Below are 19,833 nucleotides of genomic sequence, written 5' to 3'. Positions count from 1 at the left end.
TTTTGTGTCTCTGTTAACGGAGAAGCCGTGAGAGCAGCCCGTCAGTCGTCTCAATATCGAACGGGAACCAATCTCTCACAGCGTCTTCTTCCTTGATGACGACCTGATGGCCGTCGTTGCTCGCCCGCGCCTCGTTTGGCAGGCAACGAGCGTACTGCCGGACAGAGCTGAAGACACCGAGCGACTCGTCAAACTCGGCAACCAGCTTGCCATTACGCCGCTGGAACTCAACGAGGTCACCGTCGACAGCGTCCTGCCAGAGGAATTTCCCGAGGTCGTACCGTTCCTCCGCTGGTTGGTGCGGGAAGTAGTCCGGCAGTTCGCGGCCGGCCGCATCGTAGAGATCAACGAAGACGTTTCGCGCCTCCGCTAATGTGTCGTCGTCTTTCTCCCGAATCGCGATGTCACGGTTGCGGAACTCGTGTGCGAACCATGTGAACAGGGGATTCGACCGCTTCGTGAGCTTACTCGCGTACTCAGCCGTCTTGTGCGTCTGATCGAACTGGACGTCCAGATATAATGTCTTGGCGCGGTGCTGAATCCGAGACCGAGGGAGATTGTCGTTGCTGATAAACGCGAGCGCCGGGAAGTCGGAGTCCCCTGTCCAGTGCTTCTGTCGGAAGTTGAGATAGGCCTCGGTATCGAGGTCACTCGGATTGATGTCATCGAAGACGACCGGAAACACCGAGTCTACCTGCCGGACGGAGCGTAGAGCCGTCTTGTTGAGGTTGTCCCCATCTTCGGGCTCCGAGACGTGCCCGTCCGAGAGCAGGTGGAACGCGTACCTCGCGAGTGTCCCCTTTCCACTTCCGGGTTCGCCGTAGATGTAGAGACTCGGCAGGAACTTATCGAGGTCGATACCGCGGCTCTTGTAGACGCTGGCGTATCGGTTAATGAATGGCGCCCAGAAGAACCAGATAATCGCCTCGAACATCTGGGCTTTGACGGCCTCGGGATGATCGGTCTTCCCGAACTCGTCGACAGCCTCGAAGTACTCTTCAAGTTGCGCGAGGGCCGTGTCGACCCGGTCTGGGTCGTCAGGTACCTCACGCATCAGGTCAAGTTGGAGATCTTCTGGCGTCTGCAGCACCAGTCTGTCGTCGTCAGTAAACCACATCTTGGGCGCCCCAAACTTCTCCTTGGAGTGACGACTGATGGCGCCCGGCGAGGCTCGAAGCTTGCTGCCTTCAATCGATCCGTCAAGCGAGCGGAACTCATCTTGCCACTCGCCGGGTACGCTCTCGTAGCCCTGCAGTGACTGGGAGATGTGAACGTCGCTGGCCTCCTCGTCATCTGTGAACGAAACCGTGATGTCGGCCTCGTCCTCCTCAAAGTCGCCGACGATTGTAGCCTTCCGAACGTTCGCCTCTTCAAGGCGATCGGTGAGTGCCTGCTCAACCTCAGCCTCCTCCGAGTCCGAGGTCGTTCGACCAGCAATCCACGCGTGTACCTCCTCTTCCTGCTGTTCGTTAGGGAGTTCCTCGACGCGTTCGGTGAGATCCTCCATGAACACGTCACCGTAGTCGCGCATCTCGGCATACCACTCGTCGAAGACGGAATCAATCCGCTGGTTGCCGTCGGTACGGAAAACGACGATGACGTTCTTTTGGTAGACTGACTCCCACGCCTTCTTGCTGAGGTTAGGCGAGCCCACGATGTTCGTCCGCGTGCCGTCCTCGTGTTCGAGGAGGTAGAGCTTCGAGTGAACCTCGTTGTTCCGGAGCGCCGGCAATACAATCTGGAGCCGATCCTCGCGCTGGAGCCGCTCAAGACGGGCCGCAAGTTGTTCCTTCCCGCGTAGCGACTCCCGGTAGTCCTTCGTGTGGTCGCCGACCACTACCTCCATCTCGTCGACATCGATGGCGTCGAAAACACGGTCGAGCATCTCCGGTGACTCCGAATAAGTTACGGCGCGAATCCTCCGGATGTCCGAGGTGAAGTACGTCTGGAAGTTCTGCCATCGCTTCAGCGTGGCCAGTTCGAGTGTGGCCGTCTCGCCTGTGTCGGCGAACTCGATCTCTGCCTCCAGCAGCGTGTTCGGGTTATCGCTCATGGATAGGTCACCTCTCGGGTATGTCAGTCGTGCTGTACCACAGGGTGGTCGAGACCGCGGATTTCCACCGGACGGACGTTCGGAGCCTTGATGACGGCCTGTCCTTGTGTGAACGTCGCAAGGTCGTCCGGAGTGTAGCGGCCGGGAATCGGGATGTCTTTGGCGACTTCCTTTTCGAGCTGCAGGAAGATCTTCGTCCGGAGCTGTGACCTAATCTGGTCGTCCACGTCGGCTGGCTCCTGTGTTACGAGTGAGAGCCCAAGGTCGTACTTGCGGCCCCGTTTGGCAATCCTCCGGAATGATTCCACTATCGCCTCGCGCTGCCGGGTAGAAGTATCTCCAAGAAACTCGTGTGCCTCGTCGAGTCCGAGCACCAATGGGGTTTCAGCAACATGTGGGTCAGGATCGTCGTCCGAGAGTTTATTCTGGGCAATGTAGCTCAGTAGCGCCATCACGACCACACGCATCTCCGGATCGTCAGGGTCTCCGAGATGACTCACCGGTACGACTGTAACACGACCGGGCTGAAACAGTTCGTTAGAAATTTCGGTGAGTTGGTGTGTTCCCGAGTCGAATACTGAACTGAAGTAGTCTCTATCGACGAGGCGGTTAATAGCTCCCCACATGTTCTCGCCGATGTTGTGTTCCTCTCGGAGCGTTGCTTCGTTGACTTCGAGGTATTCCATGAATCCCTCGTAGGTCGGGTCAGTAGTCTCGTTGAAGTAGGAGTTCAGGCAGTCAGGGAGAGCAGCCTCGGTTGGGCCTCCGCTACTGTACGGCATGATGAGTTCCGGATTGGACTGAACGAGTTCGAATGGAATTCCAAACTCGCGAATATTGTCGATGTCCGGAGTGGGCTTCCCTTCGACGACCGGCGCGAACGTCCGAAGGTCGTGGGATCCGCATGCGCCCGTGTTGATGCCACCAACCTCGATGCCCTGTCCCTCAAGACGCTGGCGTTCGTCGTCAGGGAGGTCATCGGCTGACGGGTCGTCACCGAGACCGCTGTACTCTGCCTCGGGATCGACGACGACCATCCCCAACCGCCGGTCTTCCGTGCCGTCATCGCCGACGGCAATCTGGTAGGTCTGGTCAGTGGCCAGCTGCCGATACAGGTTCTTCGTGAAGTGCGTCTTCCCAGCGTCCGTCGAACCGGTCACGAGCGTATGTGTGTAGATAGCCGGTGTGGAGGCACTGCCCGTACCGTCCGGCAAGTGGAACGCAAGTGGATTTCCCGATGGGTGCCGCTCGCCGCCGACGGCGAGGTGGCCGACGAAAGGGCCGTTCGAAGCGAGATTCAGGCCGGTCTGAAGGAAGGCCTCCCCGGTGGCGTTGTAGATGCGGGTGAACGGCTTAGGTACCCGGTCAACGGTCGACCGCTCAAGGTCGTCCTCGGCCGACCCCTCAACGATGGCGATGGGGTCGAGTTCGGCCACCTGTACGTACTGGCGCTCGTCGATGGTCTCACCATCGATGCCCCGCCGCATGTCGGACATATCGTCGATGTCGGCCCGCTGCTCATAGCCGATCTCAACGACCTCCGCGAGCAGTTCTGCGTGGGGATCGTCGGCGCGTCGCGGATAGGGGATCTGGATGTAGTCGCCGAGGCGGAGTTCGTCACGTGTGTCGCTCCGCACGTAGCCCATAATGTCGTGGTTGCCCCGGCGGACACTCAGCCCCTCACTCGCCGTGACGTGACCGAGGGGATCGTCCGTTGCCGTGGTCTGGAGGCCGCGCTGCTCGGGCCCGTCTCCGAACTCAAGCCCCACACCGTCCCCGTTGTTATCCTCGGATTCGTCGTTAGCCCCCTCGTCATCGGCGAGGTTTCGCATTCGGTCTGCGAACTGGTCGAAGTCGTCGGTGTCAGTGTTGCTGTCGCTCATTATCGTGGATGGATGTCGTCCGCTAGCTGGTCGGTAGATGATTCGTCTCCCTGCTCGTCGGACTCTGCCGAGTCATCACCGGGTATGTCCATGTCCGGCTCTCTCGCGAGCGAAGGCCCGGTTCCGTGCCCCCACCGCCGGTCGCGGTTGTAGTCGCCGACTTCCTCAGTGCCCCGGAGAAGCCCAACAAGGTGGCTCCGCGCCTCGTGGGGAATGCGGGCGCGGTCATCTGCGCGCTTGACCGAGAACGGTACGTCGTTGGCCTCGGCTATCCGGGCCAACGCGAGTTGCTGAATCCGAACGCGGCCCTCTTCGGTGTCGACGAGCATGAGTGGTGCCTCGACGCGGATGACGATGTCATCCGGGAGGCGGACGAAGAAGAACGCCCGCCTGAAGTCTCGCGCCTCGTGGCCGTCCGGAATCCGGTAGGCGCCGAGTGGCTCGAGGTCGTTCCCGTAGACACGCTGACGGGAGCGCACGAGCCACGACGTGAACGTGAGGTGGTCGGGCTCGTCATCCGAGAGCAGCGCCGAGAGGAACTGGGAGTCATCGTCCCACGGCAGGCTTATTGACTCGTCAGCCGCGGCCGCCTTCGACGTGAGTGCCTTGACGACGTCATCGGAGAGCAGCGTCTTGGTGAAGCCCAGCGTTGGGTATCCTCGGGAGGTCAGCGTGTCGATCGCCTCAACACGAGTTTGAATCGCCGAGGCAGCAACCCCCATTTCCTCGATGTCTTCGAAGTCCACCTTCCCGTCCTCCCCGTACCGCGTCCGGATGAGGTTGACGAACGGCAGCACCGACCGAGGGTAGAGGCTCCCGTCGATGAACATGGGGCCGTCGATCCGTTCGGCCAGCCGCCGACTATGCCAGCACTCCGCGGGAACGCGTGCCGCTGAGCCGACCCACTTGTCGAGTTCGCTTCGTGCGGGCGCCTCGTCGACAGCGACGAGTCTGAGGGAGACTTCTCCTTCCATCAGATGCACTGGCGACTCCTCGCCGTCGAGGTCTGCAGAGATGGCCAAGACGAGCGTCTCCGCGTCTTCGACAGACACATCGCACCTGCCCAACGCTCCAGCGGTCGCCACGGCAGCAGACGCGATCATGCCGTTACGGAACTTCTTCGGTGGGAGGGTGCTGGCGTCGATTCCGTACCAGCAGTCGTAGAGCGACGCCTCCGCGAGGTCGGCCGCCGATTCACGGTACACGCGTGGTGTCTCCAGCGCGTCGATCTCGCCGCCGGGGCCCCCCATGTATCTACGGAACAGGTCGCGGGCATCCGGGACGTCGTCATCGCCGTCAGTGTTCTCATCGACGTAGCGGAAGCCGCGTTCGAGAGCGGCCATCCCGTCGGGCGACACCATCGTCAGTCACCCCCCTCCGACTCGTCGTCGTCCGCATCGCCCGTGCCGTCACCCAATACGACTTTCGAGGCACCGGCACCGTCGTCCCTCTCCACACGGATGCGGTGGTCGGCCCCCTCGACGAGGCCCTCGTAGCGGTCGACGACGAATACCTGCGGGACGTCCCAGTCACGGATGCTCTCGACGGCGTCTTCCAGCCGGTCGATGTGGGTCGGGTCGAGGTGGTTCGTCGGTTCGTCGAGGATGAACGGCGGGAGGCTGTCATCGCGGCCGCCGGCCTGATCGGCCAGCACGCGGTAGACGCCCGCTCGGAGTGCGATGGTGACGAGGACTCCCTCACCGCCACTGGCCTTGTTCGGGTCGCGGGCTGTCTCGCTGCCGCTGACCAGCCGGAGGTCGTAGTTCTCGTCGATGTCAACGGCCTCGTAGGTGCTGTTCTGGTAGAGGTCGCGGAAGATGTCGTTGGTATGGCGCTTCAGCCGATCGAGCACGCGCTCGCGCATCCGCGTCTGTACCTCCGAGTACGTCTTCGTGATCGTCTCGAAGTCGTTCAGCAGTGTCTGTGCCCAATTGACCTGCTCCTCGAGGGACGCCTTGCGCTCGCGTTTGTCCCGAAGACGGTTGAGCCGCTCCTCGGCCTTGCTCTTCGCATCCCGTGCTTCGTCGCGACGCTCCTGCGCGTCTTCCAGCTGCGACTCTACTTGCTCGATCAGCGTCTCGGTCTCGTTCTGCTGTTCTTTCAGGTCGTCCGGTGATGTGTCTTCAAGGTCGGATTCCACCTCCTCGATTTCATCCTCAATCTGCTGGAGTTCCTCGCGCTTCGACGCCACCTGTTCTTCCTTGTCATCGAGGCGTGACCGGTACCCCTTCTGGTCGCTTTCCAGTGTGGCGATTTCGGCGTGCGCGTCACGAGCCTCGCGAGCGGCCGAGCGAGCACTTTCGACCTCATCCAACTGTTCCTCGGCCTCTTGCAGGTCGGCCTCGGCGTCCTTGACGTCCTCTCGGGCGTCGTCGAGGTCGGACTCGATGTCTTCGATCTCGGCCTCCAGTTCGCCAATCTCCTCCTTGATGTCGGCCAGTTCGTCGCGGGCGTCCTCGAGTTCACGCTCGGCTTCGTCGACGGCCGTCTCGGCGTCTTCGACGTCCTCGATTGTGTCGAGTGCCGTCTCGCCCTCTGCGATGGCCTCCTCGAGACGGCTGATCTCCTCTTCCAGCGACTCCATCTCATCTTGCAGCTCGGAACGAGTCTGCTGCTTCTGCTCGATTTCGGCCTCTAGATCGTCGATCTCGATGGCGACATCGGCGAGTGCCTTGAAGCTAGCTGCCTCGAAAAGAGCGTCCGCGACCTCCTGTACGTGGTTGAGCCGCTCATCCGCAGCGTCGAGGGTATCGATTGCGGCGTCGGCAGCCGTCTCCGCTTCCTCGCGTTCCGACTCGAGCCGCTGAATCTGCGTGTCGTAGTCGTGAGTCGCACCCACGTCACCCCCGTCGAGAGGCCACTTGCCGGCCGCCAGCGACTGGAGATCCTCGATGTGGGCCGTGGCCTCTCCAACTGTCTCGCGAGCGTCGGCGAGTTCTTCTGCCGCGTCGCGATGGTCGTTAAGTGCGGCGTCCAGCTCGTCCGGCAGATCACCGGTGAATGCCGTGTCGATGTCCTCGGCAGACACGTCGAAGCCGAGCGCCGAGGCCGCCTCGTTGGCTCGGTCGACGGCGGCTTCGAACGCCACTTCTGGGTCGTCAACCGCTGTCTCGAGGCTCTCGCGGATGTCATCGCGACGCTCACGCACCTCAGAGAGCTCCGACTCGATCGTGTCGATCTCGTCGCCGAGGCGGGCACGCCGGTCGCGCTTGCTCTCGTATTCCGCCTCGCGGTCAGACTTCTCCTCGCGGATGTCGTCCATGCGGTCACGAACCGCGGCCTCGTGGTCATCGACATCGTCGAGCGGCGTCTCGAGGTAGTCCTGCAGTTGCTCTTCGAGGATCTCGCGACGCTGCTCGAGCGAGTCCTTGGCCTCGCCCAGCGTCTCCTCAGCGGCCTCGACATCGGCTTCTCGAGCGTGGAGGCGGTTCTGTGCGTCCTCCAACTCTTCTCGCTGGGACTGTAGTTCGTCTTCGAGACGCTCAACGGTGTCCTCGGCGCTGTCGACCTCGGCCCGCCGCTGTTCGACCTCACTGCTTGCCTCGTCGTACTTGGTCTCGAATTCCTCGACGGCCTCCTTGGCCTCGTCTTCGTTCGTCAGGTCGAAGTCCACCACCTCGTCGTCCCGGCTCTCGATACGCTCGCGCTGCTTAGCGATGGCCTCGTCACACTCCTGAATTTCGGCCTCTAGCTCGTCGATCTCAGACTGGAGGTCGTCGATTGTGTCCTTCGCCTCGTCGCGCTCGTCGGTTAGGTCGGATAGGTCTGACTCCCGTTCCCGGTACTCCTCGATGTCGCTCTCGATGGCACGCAGCCGCTCGCGTCCATCTTCGAGCCCATCGGAGAGGTCACCGATGCGTGCCTCGAGGTCGTCGATCTCCTCGGCCTTCGACTGGACGGTCGCCTTGGGGTCGTCGGCCTCGAGTTCCTCGATGTCCTCTTGGACGGTCTGGAGCTTCGACCGCTTGTCCTGCTGCCACGACTCAACGGTCTTCTGCATCTCGTTGATGTCCTCCTCGTACGCGTCGGGAGCTGTCAGACCGAGCAGGTTGTCGAGAATGTCCTCACGTTCGCCCGGCGTGGCCTCGATCAGGCGGGTGAGCTCCGTCTGCTGCGCGTAAGTGCTGTTGGCGAAGGCCTCGGCATCCATCCCGAACAGCTGGGAGACTTTCTCCTCGATCTCCGAGGATTTCGTGGAGTACGTCTCTTCACTCTCGAGGTTGGTCATCTCCGCGTTCGCCGATGCCCTGCCGTCTCCCTTTCGCGAGATGTCGACCGTGATGCGGTATCGCTCGTCGCCCACGCTGAAGACCAGCGTCGAGGTGGCGCTGTCCTTGCCGTCCTGAATCAGGTCGGCGAGGTCGTGTGCGCCGATCTTGTACTTCCCGTTTAGGGGGTAGAGCGTGGTGTACAGCGCACGCGTGATGGTCGACTTGCCCGCGCCGTTTGGGCCGTGAAGCAGCGTCAACCCGTCATCGAATGTCACGTCCAGATTGTCGTAGGACTGGAAGTCGCTCAGGGAGAGTCGCTCGAACTTCATGCTTCGTCCTCCGTGGTGGTGTCGAACCGCTCGGCGGCCAATTCTTGGAAGCGCTCCTTCGCGTTGCCGCGACGGCGCGTGTTGGCGAGGTCAGGGTCGGCGTTCCGAAGTATATCCTCGAGTTCGCGGGCCTCGTCAGAGATCTCCAACTCGTCGACCGCGCTCTGGAGTTCCGCGTCGACATCGATCTCGCTCTCACCGTCAATCTCGTCGAGATCGCCGGTGATAGCCTCCACGACGCGCTCGTCGCTCACGTCCGCGTGGGTGACGTCGCGTGAGTACAGGTGGTCGAGCACATCCTGCTTGGTCACGCCGTTCTCTGCGCCCGAAATGGAGACGAAGACGACGGTGTCCTTCACAGGGGCCTTCTCCTCGACCTTCCGCTCCACGAGACCGAACCTGTCGGACTCGCCGAACTCAATGTCAATCTCCTTGAAGTCTCGCGTGTCGAGTAACATCCGCTCGCGGTCGAGTGCGGGACTCTCGTCGGGACGGATGGTCAGCAGATCGACCGATGGTTGGGGAGTGTCGCGCGTCGTCCGCTCCGTGGAACCGGGGTACCAGACCGGAACGCCCCGACAGGTGTCGCCCATCCGCTCGTGGCAGTCCCCGAGCGCGATCGCGTCGACGTCTGTGCCAAAGCGGTCGAGGACGGGTTCGAGGTCGAGGATATTTGAGTCATCGTGGCCAATCTCGTCGATCGGCGGCGAGAACAGCTGGTGCATGGCGACCAGCCGGAACTGGCCGTCGTCGGATGGTTCCAGCGTGAGGTCGGCGCCCTCCCAGTCGGACTTCTTCACCGAGTCGATACCATAGAGAGCCACCTCGTCGTTGATCGACGTCGGCGCCCGCGAGAGTCGAATCGCGTCACTCGTGAGGGCGAACTCGTCAACGAAGTCCGTATTCCGCCGAATCTCGTGGTTGCCCACGATGACGTAGAACGGAATTCCGGCCTCGCGCAGCTCCCGCAGCGCGGCGTGACAGGCGTAGACGTCGTCGAAGCTGGTTAGCTGGTCGTCGAACAGGTCACCCGTGTGGAGTACGGCGTCGACTGGCTCGTTGTCGTGGTCGGGGTGCTCTCCCCGTGCAATCTCGAGTGCTTGCTCGAACGCGTCGAAGAAATCTTCACGCCGCGAAGGGTTGCGGTACTGCTCATAGCCGATATGCGTGTCACTGACGTGGAGGATACGCGTAGACACGCTATCGGCCACCTCCGTTCGTCATGCTTGGTCGCGTGACTGTCATCCTTACCTACACCAACATTTGCTGGCCACTTAGTTCTTAGGCTTAGGCCATACAGTAGTAGCAAAGTTTCTAATTTGGACTTCGAAAAGGGTCGAGAATAGCTGATTTGGGGCTTTAGATAGTCCTAGTTAGTCATGTATGGGGCTCCGAATAGACTATGTCTCTGGAAATATGACCTCCACTATGAAGAGGGGCGACCTGACACCAGATTATCGAAAGCTGAACCCGTGGTGGGAAACCGGCGACGTGACAGTAGCCGACCGCTATGAGCCAAAGCGGCGCTCCGATTACAACTACAAGTTACGACGGGTTCGAAATAACCGGTTTGTGAACATTGCCGGGGCGGCTGGTAGCGGTAAGACGACTACATTACATCAAATTGCTGACGACCTGATCTCAGAAGACGATATTCCGCCCCGGAACGTCATGTATCTCCCAGTCGGCGATCCAAGGTTCCAGATTGGCAACGAGGTCATTCAGGATGCCGTCGACGAATTTGCTACCTACTACTGGCAGCGGGATGCCGAACCGGGGACGGGTTACGTTTTTATTGATGACGCGCACGCGCTGGGCTCGTGGAGTGACCAAGTTCGAGATTGTCTCGACGAATACGATGACTTGACTATCGCCGTCACGCTCCCAACGGTTGCACGGGCATCGACTGATGCGATCGAAGAGTTGGAGCTTAAGACCGACAGCGACCTTCTGCTCCCTCCGAAGTTCTACGACTTCGTCAGCGAGAATCACGACATCGAAGTCGCTAAAGATACCGTTAGGAACGTACGTGACACGCTAGAACACGCAGCTGATACTGGCGATGCGAGCGCACTACAGTCGGGATTAGATGATCTGTTAGGAGCGGTCGATGCCACGAGCACACTGAAGCGGGGCGTGCTGAAGTACTTCCAAGGAGAGGGGCGAAACTTAGACGCGTCGGCAGCAAATCATAACCTCGAGCTGACTGTCTACAGAGACGTCCCACGGTACCAACAGTTCGACGACCGCAGCGACCTACATGCGCTCTGTGCGGTCGCAGCGATGTATCCCGGCCATACTCTCGGGTTGAAGAACTTGAGCGAACTGTTGGACTGCGACCGTCGTACACTCCAGCGGTATATCGATATTCTGGAGGACTTCTTCATTCTCACCCCCTCGTACCAGTACAAGCACGAGCGAAAGCGAAGTGTCCGCCTATACCTTCGAGACCCCGTTTTACTCGGTGCGTTACTTGATCTCGACTTTGACGGGTTGCTCCCTACACAGGTCGAGGACAATCTGATTTCTACCGTGATATTCGACCACTTGAAGCGCCTCGGATTCCGGTATCAAGACACCAATTCACCGGTCGGCTTCTGGGAAAGCGGCGACGTGGATGTAGACTTCGTGCTGGAAACCGGAGAGGGGACACCGATCCCTATCGTTACGCCAACCACAAACGACCCACGGACGCCGACAGAGCGCGTTGATTCTTTCCGTGATGAGTACGATTGCACGTATGGCGTCCACGTAGCTCGTGACGTGGAGACATCTGTCGAAGATGGACTGATCACACTCCCGCTCTGGCTCTTCTTGTTCTTCATCTAATCACGGTTCATCTCTCTATTCGTGCTCGATCTTTGGCTGGATTCGAAGAATCAATTTACACCATGCTAACCGGCCCTGAAATCAGGGGATACATTTGCTCCGTTCCGCTGAATCGTTCAAATTCAGTTTAAATCTCAGCGTATAATGCGCCAGATGTTCGGCAAAGAGTAGAAATAGCGGAGCGCCACCGTGGCGCTACTGTTTTCTTCCCTGGAGTCTTCGTTCTCCGTTCGTTCGATCTCGTAGAGACGCCTGTGTCTCCCATCTTACCACCCGACGTTAAACAACCTCGGATAGTTCCGTCGAGAGTGGCTGGCGGCGGACTGGGCGAGTTTCATCCCCGCAGCGTGGACGGTAGTCGTTCCCCGTCGTATCGTCCCCGCTTCGCAGATTGAGAGACTGCCTTCGCTCGGCGGGCAGCCCGTCCAGCACCGTGAACCTCTCTACGCAACAGCTGGTACACCGGATACTCGGTAACGCACTTATCTGAGTAAGCCGAGTCTCGTCATCTCGAGCGCAGCGTTGGTCCACAGAATCACCGTGACGCCGCCCATTGAGCGCTACGGGTGAAACACGAGTGGGTACCCGTCAGCCACTTGAGCCGCGTGCTGGCGGATTCGTAGTCTGACTAACTGCGCTTCCAAGACTGCACCGACGTCCGAGCGACCGTCGAACGTGGCAACGTCATACGTAGCGACCTCGAGACGTCGAACGAACTGAGCACTGTGCTCGAGGATCGGTTGAACCGAAAACGGTGGCCGACGTGATGTACTGTTCGAAGCGGTCGGGTCGGTCTCGTCCTGAAGGGTGTCGAATCAGCCGGAGCCGACCGCGAGTCCGATTACTGGATGTTACTGGATGGAGTACCCGGCCGCGATGGTCAGCAGGAAGACCATGAACACGGCGGTGCCCATCATGTACGTGATTGCGCGCGGTTCCTCGACGAGGTGCTGGTAGTAGCCGGCGATCAGGAGCGACTTGGCGACGATGAGGCCCATCGTTCCGGCCATCGCCATCCCGTACGTGAAGAAGTCGAAGTGGAAGAACACGAACTTCCCTGTCGCCAGTGCCACCAGCGCGACGTAGATGAGGGTGTACGTTCGGATGTTAGCCATTAGTGTGCATTGTGGCTGACGACCACTTATACCTTCCTCATGTCGTCGTTCGGGCGGCTCGAGGGAATCCTCGGTGCGTTCGTTACCCGTCTAGCAACCGACGATTACCTGCTCCATCCAGAACCGGTTCGATACTGCGAACTTCTTTATTGACTGGCTGTCTGTGTGTGTCCATACTATGACTTCGCGTCGCGCGAGAGTGGGACGGTCGGGGATCGTTCCGATCGTCGTCTGTCTGCTGCTCCTCTCTGCGGGGCCGATCGCAGCGGGTGTATCAGCGATGACAGCGGACCACACCGACGGTCCGCCGACGGACGACGGAATTCGGATCGACGACGACCTCCCGGCGAACGGAACCAGCGTCGAGGTGATCGTCAGACTCGAGGACGCGCCGGTAATTGACACGGCCGTTGCTGCTGACGGGAACGACGTCGATACCGATCGCCTCGAGGAACACGCCGAAGCAACGCAGGATCCGATCCTCGAGTACGCGGCCGACACTCGAGGGATCACCGTCGCAGAGGAGTTCTGGGTGACCAACGCCGTATTACTGGAAGTAAACCTCGAGCGCGTCGACCTCGAGACGTTCGAGCGGTTCGAGGCCGTCGAAGCGGTCCACGAGAACTTCGAGGTCCCCGTTCCGGACCGGCCTGCGGAGCCGACCGCGGTGAACGGAACGCCGGCGGCGAGTTCCGCGGGCGGTACCGCTCGAGCCGCGAGCGACGTTGCGGTGACACCTGCGATCGCCGCGATCGGTGTCCCGTCGGTCTGGGACGAGTACGAGACGCGCGGCGAGGGCGTTCGCGTCGCCGTGCTCGATACCGGTATCGAGCCGTCTCACCCCGACCTCGAGTTGTACACCGACGATCCGTCGGATCCGACCTATCCCGGCGGGTGGGCGGAGTTCGACGACGCCGGCCAGCGGGTGACAGACTCGAGACCCCACGATACCGGCGTGCACGGCACGCACGTCAGCGGGACGGTCGCCGGCAGCGCCGCGACCGGGACGGCGATCGGCGTCGCGCCCGAGGCCGAGCTCCTGCACGGGCTCGTTATGAACGAGACGAACGGAACGTTCGCCCAGATCCTCGCCGGCATGGAGTGGGCGCTCGCTGAGGATGCGGACGTCATCAACATGAGCCTCGGCACGACGGGGACGTACCCGCAGTTTATCGAGCCGATACGCAACGCGAACCTGAGCGGGGCGATCGTCGTCGGAGCGATCGGGAACGAGGGACCGGAAACATCGGGCTCGCCGGGGAACGTCTACGAGACGCTTTCCGTCGGTGCCGTGGCAGCCGACGGGACGGTCGCAGCCTTCTCCGGCGGCGAGCGACTCAACCGGACCGACTGGGAGGCGACCCCGTCCGACTGGCCGGATGCGTATACCGTTCCCGACGTCGTCGCCCCCGGGGTCGACATCGCGAGCACCATGCCCGACGGCGGCTACGCGCGCATGCCCGGGACGTCGATGGCGGCGCCCCACGTCGCCGGCACCGCTGGCCTCCTGCGCTCGATCGAACCCGAGGCGACGCCGGCGGACCTCTCGAGCGTGCTCACCGAGACGACGCAGCGTCCCGCTGGCGACCAGAAGTCGGCTGTAGAAACGCGGTACGGCACCGGAATCATCGACGCCGACGCTGCCGCCGACGAACTCGTCGAACGCACTAGCGAAGTCGAGTCGTCGATGGAGTCCGCCGGTGGTTCGAACGGAAGTCAGTCCGACGAGAGTACCGCTGACGGCGGTAGCACGGCCGGCGATGGCGATGCAGCCGGCATCGGCTGGCCGGGACAGCTTGCCACGGTCGGACTGGCGGTCGTTCTCGGCCTCTGTGTCGTCACGGCGCTGTCCGGCTCCGGCCGCGAGCGACTCGAGCGGTAGTCGTGCAGCCGTCGCTCGTATCCCGATTCGACGAGCCAGTTAGCGGACGGGTGACCCACTGTCTCTGACTCGTTTGGTTTGCAGGCACCTCGCCGCTGTGGACAGCATCTTCCGACGAGTGCGGGCGGTTGCTGTTCCGGGTGAGAGAGTATCACTGGAACGGCAACCGCCGCTCGTCTCGAGCGTTGCCCGCTAGCCCACCAGAGTCGACGGCACAATACAGGAACTGTGTCTCCGGCGTGCTCGATAGAACAGCGACGGCTCCGATGCAGTCGTCCCTTGAACAGTCGCCGCAGCAAAAACCGAGGCCGCGAACCGAAACCCGAATCGACCGCGCTCGAGGCGCGGTCGCGCTTAGAAGAGGTAGAACAGCGGGAACAGGAACACCCACACGATGTCCACGAAGTGCCAGTAGAGCCCGAAGTGCTCGACCGGCCGGTGATCCTCGAGGTAGGCGTCGACGCTGAGGATCCGGTAGATCATGAACAGCGCGATGATGACGCCGAGGATCACGTGGAGTGCGTGCAGCCCGGTGGTCACGAAGTAGATCGAATACTCGATGCTGTACCACCAGTAGTGGCCGTCAGCGAACTTCGCGCCGTACTCGTAGGCCTTGACGCCCATGAACACCAGCGCCAGCAGCACCGTTGCGACCATCGAGCCGAGCATCTTCGTCTTGTCGCGGCGCTCGGCGTACGCCAGCGCCAGGATGACGGTGAAACTCGAGGTCAACAGCACGTAGGTGTTGACCAGCCCAGCCGTGGTGATCGAGTCGAGGTGCCAGTTGCCCCAGCCCATGTGCAGGCGCATGAAGATGAACGCGCCGATCGCGCCGCCGAAGACGACGACGTCGGACGCGAGGAACACCCAGACCCCCATCTTCATGTTGTCGACCCCGCCGAACGGCCAGCGTTCGGCGATGGCCATCGTGGGCGGGTTGAAGTCCTCGACGCCGAGCTTGAACAGCGAGTAGCCCATGATCGCCACGCCCAGCAGCATCACCGCTGGGTAGACGATGTTCGGCTCGGCGCTCGTTCCGGCAAGACCCTCGGGTGCGTGTTCGCCGACCCCTTCCGCGAACTGGACGACGTACGGCGTGAGACCGGAGAGGCCGAGGAAGAACGTGAACGTCCCCAGCCCGATGCCGAACGGCCAGATGCTGGCGTGGTCGACGTGCTCTTCTTCGTGGCCGGCCGCCGCATGGCCGGCAGCGCTCTGTTCGTGAGCGACGCCGCCGTCGGTCGCCGCGGCCGAATCCTCGAGGAACTCGAGGCTCCCGCTGGCGTAGCTCGGACGGCCGGGCCAGTTCTCCGCCGGCGGGGGGGAGGGAATCGCCCACTCGGCCGTGCGGGAGTACTTCCAGGGGTTGTCGGGTGCGTCCGGCCCCGAAAGCCAACTCTTCCCGAGCGTGTAGAACATGATCAGGAAGGAGGCGCCGAGGATGAACGCGCCGACCGTCGCGACCTGGTGGTAGAGCTGGTACCCTTCGGGATACTCGAAGACGCGGCGGGGCGTCTCCCAGGCGAGGAACAGCGGGAAGTACAGCAGGTTGAAGCCGATGAAGTACACCGCGAAGTTGAGCTTCCCGAGCGCCTCGGAGTACATCTTCCCGGTGATCTTGGGCCACCAATAGTAGAGCCCGCCGACCAGCGCCGTGACGCCCGAGACCATCACGTAGTGGAAGTGCGCGACGACCCAGTAGGTGCCGCGGAACTCGTAGTCGAGCACGACCGCCCCGAGGAAGACCCCGGTGATCCCGCCGAGGATGAACAGGACGAGCGCGCCCATTGCAAACAGGAACGGGGTCGTGAACCGGACCCGTCCCTTGACCATCGTGTAGATCAGCGAGAAGACCATCAGGTCGAACGGCAGCGAGATCCCGATGGTCGTCGCCATCATCAGGGTCTTGATCTCGAGGTTGATGGTCGACAGGAACATGTGGTGCATCCAGACGAGGAACGACTGGACCGCCACCAGAACCATCGCGATGATGACCCACTTACGACCGACGAGTCGCCGACCCGTGAACGTCTGGAAGACCTCGAACATGATCCCCAGCGCGGGGAAGAAGACGATGTACACCTCCGGATGGCCGAAGAACCAGAACAGGTGCGCCCACAGCAGGCTCGAGCCCTCGTTGGTCGCAAAGTACTGCGTCAGGAAGGTTCGGTCGACGGCCAGCAGCAGGAGTGCGGCCAGCAGCGCCGCGAAGGCGAACAGCATCATCCAGACGGTCAGCAGCCACGACCAGGTGAACATCGGCATGTTCCAGAGGCCGAGTCCCTCCGCGCGCGAACGGTGGATCGTCACGAGGAAGTTGACGGTACCCATCGTGATCGAAATCGTGAACAGCACCAGCGCGAGGATGGTCGCGTTACCGCCGGTTGCAGCCTCCATCGCCGTCGTGTACGTCGGCACGTTCAGCGGCGCGTACAGGGTCCACCCGCCGGCGAACGCCTGGCCCAGGAAGTACGACATGCTCAGGAGCACCCCCGAGAACAGGTAGAACCAGTAACTCATCGCGTTCAGCCGCGGGAACGCCAGATCCTTCGCCCCGATCTGCAGCGGGACGAAGTAGTTCGCGAACCCGGTCGCGAACGGCGAGAGGAACCAGAACACCATCAGGAAGCCGTGGGTCGTCACGGCCTGGTTGAACTGCATCCCGTCGAGCAGCCCGATTCCGCCGGGCGCCCAGAGATGGGTGCGGAACAGCAGCGCCATGACTCCGCCGAACAGCAGGAAGAACAGGGACGTCGCGATGTACATCATCCCGACGTCCTTGTGGTTCGTCGTGACCAGCCACCGTTTGATCGTGGTTTTCGGTGGGAGCTCACTCATTCGCCGTCACCTCCGTCGCTCGTTTCGTTGTTGCCTGTCTCGTCATCGGTTGCGTTGTCGGTGTCGCTACCCGATCCGCCGTCACCGTCGTCGGCCGACCCGTTGCCGCCGTCGTCGCCACCGTCGCTACCGTCGTCCTCGCTCGCGTTCGGGTCCTCGAGCGTGTACGTCTCGTCGGTCGGGCCGGTGACCTCGAGGGTCTCCTCGACTTCCTCGAACTGGCCATCGGTCGGCGAGATCGTCAGATCGTACGGACCGCCCCGTTCGAGGGTAACGGTGATCGTGCCGTTATCGAACTCCTCGGAGTCGGGGGTAAACGTGTGGCTGAGGTCCTGATCGTAGTCGCTGTTGTTCTGGTGCTCGAGCGTGACCTCGAAGCCCTCGGTGACCGGCGACTCGTTGCCGTCCTCGAGCGTGATGGTCGCCGTCAACTGCTCGTTCATCCACTCCTCGTAGGCCGATTGCTCGAGGACGGTCACGTCGGAGAGCATATCGGAGTGCTGTGGCCCACACAGTTCGAAACACTTGGCAGTGTGGTTGCCGGGCTCGTCAGCCTTGAACCACGTCTGGTCGTACTCGCCGGGGATGGCGTCGGCCTTCACCCGTAAGTCGGGGATGCCGAACGTGTGCCAGACGTCGCGTGACGTCGTTTCGATCCAGACCGCCTGATCGGCCGGGACGACGAGTCCTTCACCGTAGCCGCTCGTCTCGACGCCGTTATCGTAGTAGAAGTCCCAGCCGAACGCGTAGCCTTCGACTTCGATCTCGATCGCGTCCTCCGGTTGTTCCGGCCCGTCCTCGACGTACAGCAACATCCCGTAGGTCCAGACGACCAGCGAGATGACGATGATGGCACTCAGGCCGAACGAGAGGAATAGTTTCTTGCCGCCCTTTCCACCTGTCGGTAGTTCCCCGACGCTCGGCAGGTCCTCGTCGTCGCCGACCTCGCCGGTGTCGCGGTACTTGTACGCGTTGTACAAGATGTACGAGACCACGACGATGCCGACGAGCGTCCCGAGTCCGAGGAAGACCAGAAAGATCCCCTCGAACACGTCGACGCGCGTTCCCTGCTCCGGAATGAGCTGCATCGGGGGGAGTATTGCGCTGAAGATTGTGTTCACCTCTATTGAAGACCGGTTATATGTCGGACGATGGTTGCTGGGGGCACTTATCTATTTGGAAACTGCCCGACTCGCGGCGGTTCACCGGTACGTTATCGGCGAATCTGACCGACGATTTCCGTGCCCCGTCGTTCACTCCTCTCCCATTCGTTGGAGTGTGTCCTCTTCTTTCTGTCGCTTATTCGCCGATTAGATATCGGAATAGAAATACGTTCGTGGCCCGGTTACACGCGCAATCGAACAGGTTCGGTTCGATTCGGAGGAAATATACCTATTCTCACACGTTCTGCCGGTCCAGACCGGTCGTTTGATCTCGCGCGCGTCACACGCCAACACGCGCCTTACTCATTCCCTACCTCAGGGATACACAGCGGTCCGTTACACTTCGACGACCCACACCCGGAACCCCTCGGGCAGGCCGTAGACGCGCTGGAACGTTGCATCGATGAACTGGGCGATCCGGTTCTGGTCCGCCTTCGCGCTCACGCGAGCGTTGACCCCTTCGGCGTTCTCCGGACGCGTTAGCTCGTCGACCTTGAAGGCCGGAAACTCGCTCAGCAGGTCCTTGAGGGCGTCCAGTTCCTCGTCCGTGCAATCGAGGTTGATCGTTCCGTCGCCGAATTGAAGCCAGGGGACGCCGAGTTCCGGGTCGAGACCGGACCCGCGGTCGTCGGGGGTGACCCCTGCGCCAGTACCGAGTTCGTCGCCGTCTCCGTTTCCGTCGGTAGTCTCAGACTCGTCGGTCGACTCGAGGGCGCTCGGATCGACCTCGAGCGTGAGAAAGCCGCTGGCGCGCTCGCGGTGGGCAGTGATGGCGTCGACGTACAGCTTTCGGCGCTCGGCCGGATCGGCCGCGTCGAATCGGGTCATACCAGTACGGATGTGCCCGTTTCTTTAAGCCTTTATGTGGCGGTCGTGAACGGTGGCGTATGGCACAGCCACAACTCGTGATTATGGGTGCCCCCGGGGCAGGAAAGGGGACCCAGTGTGCGAAGATCACCGAGGAGTTCGGCATCGATCACATCACCACCGGCGACGCGCTCCGGTCGAACAAGGAGATGGACATCTCCGACATGGACACGGAGTACGACACGCCCGGCGAGTACATGGACCAGGGCGAACTCGTCCCCGACGAGGTCGTCAACGCCATCGTCGACGAGGCGCTCTCGCAGGCCGACGGTTTCGTGCTGGACGGCTACCCGCGAAACATGGAGCAAGCCGAGGAACTCGAGGGCATGACCGATCTCGACCTCGTCCTTTACCTCGACGTCGGCGAGGAGGAACTCGTCCACCGACTGACCGGCCGCCGACTCGACCCCGAGACGGACGAGATCTACCACGTTGAGTACAACCCGCCGGAGGATCCCGAGGTCGAAGACCGACTCGTCCAGCGCGAGGACGACACCGAGGAGACGGTCAAGGAACGACTGCGCGTCTATCAGGAGAACACCGAACCCGTCATCGAGCACTACGAGGAGGAAGGGGTGCTCGAGCGCGTCGACGGCGAGCAGAGCCCCGACGAAGTCTGGGAGGACGTGAAGGCGACGATCGAAGACGCAGCGTAGAACCGTT

Annotated in this window: 12 protein-coding genes; 3 read left to right on the top strand and 9 right to left on the bottom strand. The window is 61.6% G+C overall.

Features of this window, described 5'->3' with window-relative positions:
• Window positions 1–13: 13 nt before the first annotated feature.
• From HALXA_RS01265 to HALXA_RS01245, 5 genes are read right to left on the bottom strand one after another with little or no spacing between them, the layout of a single operon-like run.
• The gene (locus HALXA_RS01265; protein ID WP_013878482.1) at window positions 14–2,053 is read right to left on the bottom strand and encodes a phospholipase D family protein; all 2,040 of its coding nucleotides are present in this window, start codon (window positions 2,051–2,053) and stop codon (window positions 14–16) included.
• 23 nt (window positions 2,054–2,076) lie between these two features.
• The gene (locus HALXA_RS01260; RefSeq protein WP_013878481.1) at window positions 2,077–3,936 is read right to left on the bottom strand and encodes an ATP-binding protein; all 1,860 of its coding nucleotides are present in this window, start codon (window positions 3,934–3,936) and stop codon (window positions 2,077–2,079) included.
• Window positions 3,936–5,297 (bottom strand): DNA double-strand break repair nuclease NurA, encoded by a 1,362-nt coding sequence (locus HALXA_RS01255; RefSeq protein WP_013878480.1) that lies wholly within the window; start codon window positions 5,295–5,297, stop codon window positions 3,936–3,938. The genes HALXA_RS01260 and HALXA_RS01255 overlap by 1 nt, the downstream gene beginning before the upstream one ends.
• 2 nt (window positions 5,298–5,299) lie before the next feature.
• On the bottom strand, window positions 5,300–8,476 hold the full coding sequence (locus HALXA_RS01250; protein WP_013878479.1) for an AAA family ATPase: 3,177 nt from the start codon (window positions 8,474–8,476) through the stop codon (window positions 5,300–5,302).
• The gene (locus HALXA_RS01245; protein ID WP_171814655.1) at window positions 8,473–9,675 is read right to left on the bottom strand and encodes a metallophosphoesterase family protein; all 1,203 of its coding nucleotides are present in this window, start codon (window positions 9,673–9,675) and stop codon (window positions 8,473–8,475) included. The genes HALXA_RS01250 and HALXA_RS01245 overlap by 4 nt, the downstream gene beginning before the upstream one ends.
• Before the next feature lie 184 nt (window positions 9,676–9,859).
• Here HALXA_RS01245 and HALXA_RS01240 point away from each other — a divergent pair, with 184 nt between their 5' ends.
• The gene (locus tag HALXA_RS01240; protein ID WP_083822819.1) at window positions 9,860–11,305 is read left to right on the top strand and encodes an ATP-binding protein; all 1,446 of its coding nucleotides are present in this window, start codon (window positions 9,860–9,862) and stop codon (window positions 11,303–11,305) included.
• A gap of 851 nt (window positions 11,306–12,156) precedes the next feature.
• Here HALXA_RS01240 and HALXA_RS01235 read toward each other — a convergent pair.
• Window positions 12,157–12,420: a cytochrome C oxidase subunit IV family protein gene (locus tag HALXA_RS01235; RefSeq protein ID WP_013878476.1), complete on the bottom strand. Its 264-nt coding sequence runs from the start codon at window positions 12,418–12,420 to the stop codon at window positions 12,157–12,159.
• A gap of 178 nt (window positions 12,421–12,598) precedes the next feature.
• On the opposite strand from HALXA_RS01235, the gene HALXA_RS01230 reads away from it, so the two are divergent.
• Window positions 12,599–14,302, top strand: a complete 1,704-nt coding sequence (locus HALXA_RS01230) for a S8 family serine peptidase (RefSeq protein WP_013878475.1) — start codon at window positions 12,599–12,601, stop codon at window positions 14,300–14,302.
• Window positions 14,303–14,656: 354 nt separating this feature from the next.
• Here the strand turns inward: HALXA_RS01230 and HALXA_RS01225 are convergent, their stop codons facing one another.
• The 3 genes from HALXA_RS01225 to HALXA_RS01215 all read right to left on the bottom strand — a co-directional run bounded on the left by HALXA_RS01225 (window position 14,657) and on the right by HALXA_RS01215 (window position 19,131).
• Complete coding sequence (locus tag HALXA_RS01225; RefSeq protein WP_013878474.1) at window positions 14,657–17,140, bottom strand: cbb3-type cytochrome c oxidase subunit I; 2,484 nt, start codon at window positions 17,138–17,140, stop codon at window positions 14,657–14,659.
• Window positions 17,137–18,228 carry a cytochrome c oxidase subunit II gene (gene coxB / locus HALXA_RS01220; RefSeq protein ID WP_013878473.1) on the bottom strand — a complete coding sequence of 364 codons (1,092 nt, stop codon included), beginning with the start codon at window positions 18,226–18,228 and terminating at the stop codon, window positions 17,137–17,139. Before coxB ends, HALXA_RS01225 begins: the two co-directional genes overlap by 4 nt.
• Window positions 18,229–18,639: 411 nt before the next feature.
• Window positions 18,640–19,131 (bottom strand): hypothetical protein, encoded by a 492-nt coding sequence (locus HALXA_RS01215; protein WP_013878472.1) that lies wholly within the window; start codon window positions 19,129–19,131, stop codon window positions 18,640–18,642.
• 59 nt (window positions 19,132–19,190) lie between these two features.
• On the opposite strand from HALXA_RS01215, the gene HALXA_RS01210 reads away from it, so the two are divergent.
• Complete coding sequence (locus HALXA_RS01210; protein ID WP_013878471.1) at window positions 19,191–19,826, top strand: adenylate kinase; 636 nt, start codon at window positions 19,191–19,193, stop codon at window positions 19,824–19,826.
• Window positions 19,827–19,833 lie beyond the last annotated feature (7 nt).

It is taken from the genome of Halopiger xanaduensis SH-6 (assembly GCF_000217715.1).
Taxonomy (GTDB): domain Archaea; phylum Halobacteriota; class Halobacteria; order Halobacteriales; family Natrialbaceae; genus Halopiger; species Halopiger xanaduensis.
The sequence above is the reverse complement of the archived record's forward strand: the minus strand, read 5'-3'. Positions and strand labels throughout refer to the sequence as shown.

What these genes read in the sequence shown, in the direction of transcription:
- HALXA_RS01265 (WP_013878482.1), bottom strand. Translation starts at nt 2,053, where the DNA reads ATGAGCGATAACCCGAACACGCTGCTGGAGGCAGAGATCGAGTTCGCC.
- HALXA_RS01260 (WP_013878481.1), bottom strand. Translation starts at nt 3,936, where the DNA reads ATGAGCGACAGCAACACTGACACCGACGACTTCGACCAGTTCGCAGAC.
- HALXA_RS01255 (WP_013878480.1), bottom strand. Translation starts at nt 5,297, where the DNA reads ATGGTGTCGCCCGACGGGATGGCCGCTCTCGAACGCGGCTTCCGCTAC.
- HALXA_RS01250 (WP_013878479.1), bottom strand. Translation starts at nt 8,476, where the DNA reads ATGAAGTTCGAGCGACTCTCCCTGAGCGACTTCCAGTCCTACGACAAT.
- HALXA_RS01240 (WP_083822819.1), top strand. Translation starts at nt 9,860, where the DNA reads ATGGGGCTCCGAATAGACTATGTCTCTGGAAATATGACCTCCACTATG.
- HALXA_RS01235 (WP_013878476.1), bottom strand. Translation starts at nt 12,420, where the DNA reads ATGGCTAACATCCGAACGTACACCCTCATCTACGTCGCGCTGGTGGCA.
- HALXA_RS01230 (WP_013878475.1), top strand. Translation starts at nt 12,599, where the DNA reads ATGACTTCGCGTCGCGCGAGAGTGGGACGGTCGGGGATCGTTCCGATC.
- HALXA_RS01225 (WP_013878474.1), bottom strand. Translation starts at nt 17,140, where the DNA reads ATGAGTGAGCTCCCACCGAAAACCACGATCAAACGGTGGCTGGTCACG.
- coxB (WP_013878473.1), bottom strand. Translation starts at nt 18,228, where the DNA reads ATGCAGCTCATTCCGGAGCAGGGAACGCGCGTCGACGTGTTCGAGGGG.
- HALXA_RS01215 (WP_013878472.1), bottom strand. Translation starts at nt 19,131, where the DNA reads ATGACCCGATTCGACGCGGCCGATCCGGCCGAGCGCCGAAAGCTGTAC.
- HALXA_RS01210 (WP_013878471.1), top strand. Translation starts at nt 19,191, where the DNA reads ATGGCACAGCCACAACTCGTGATTATGGGTGCCCCCGGGGCAGGAAAG.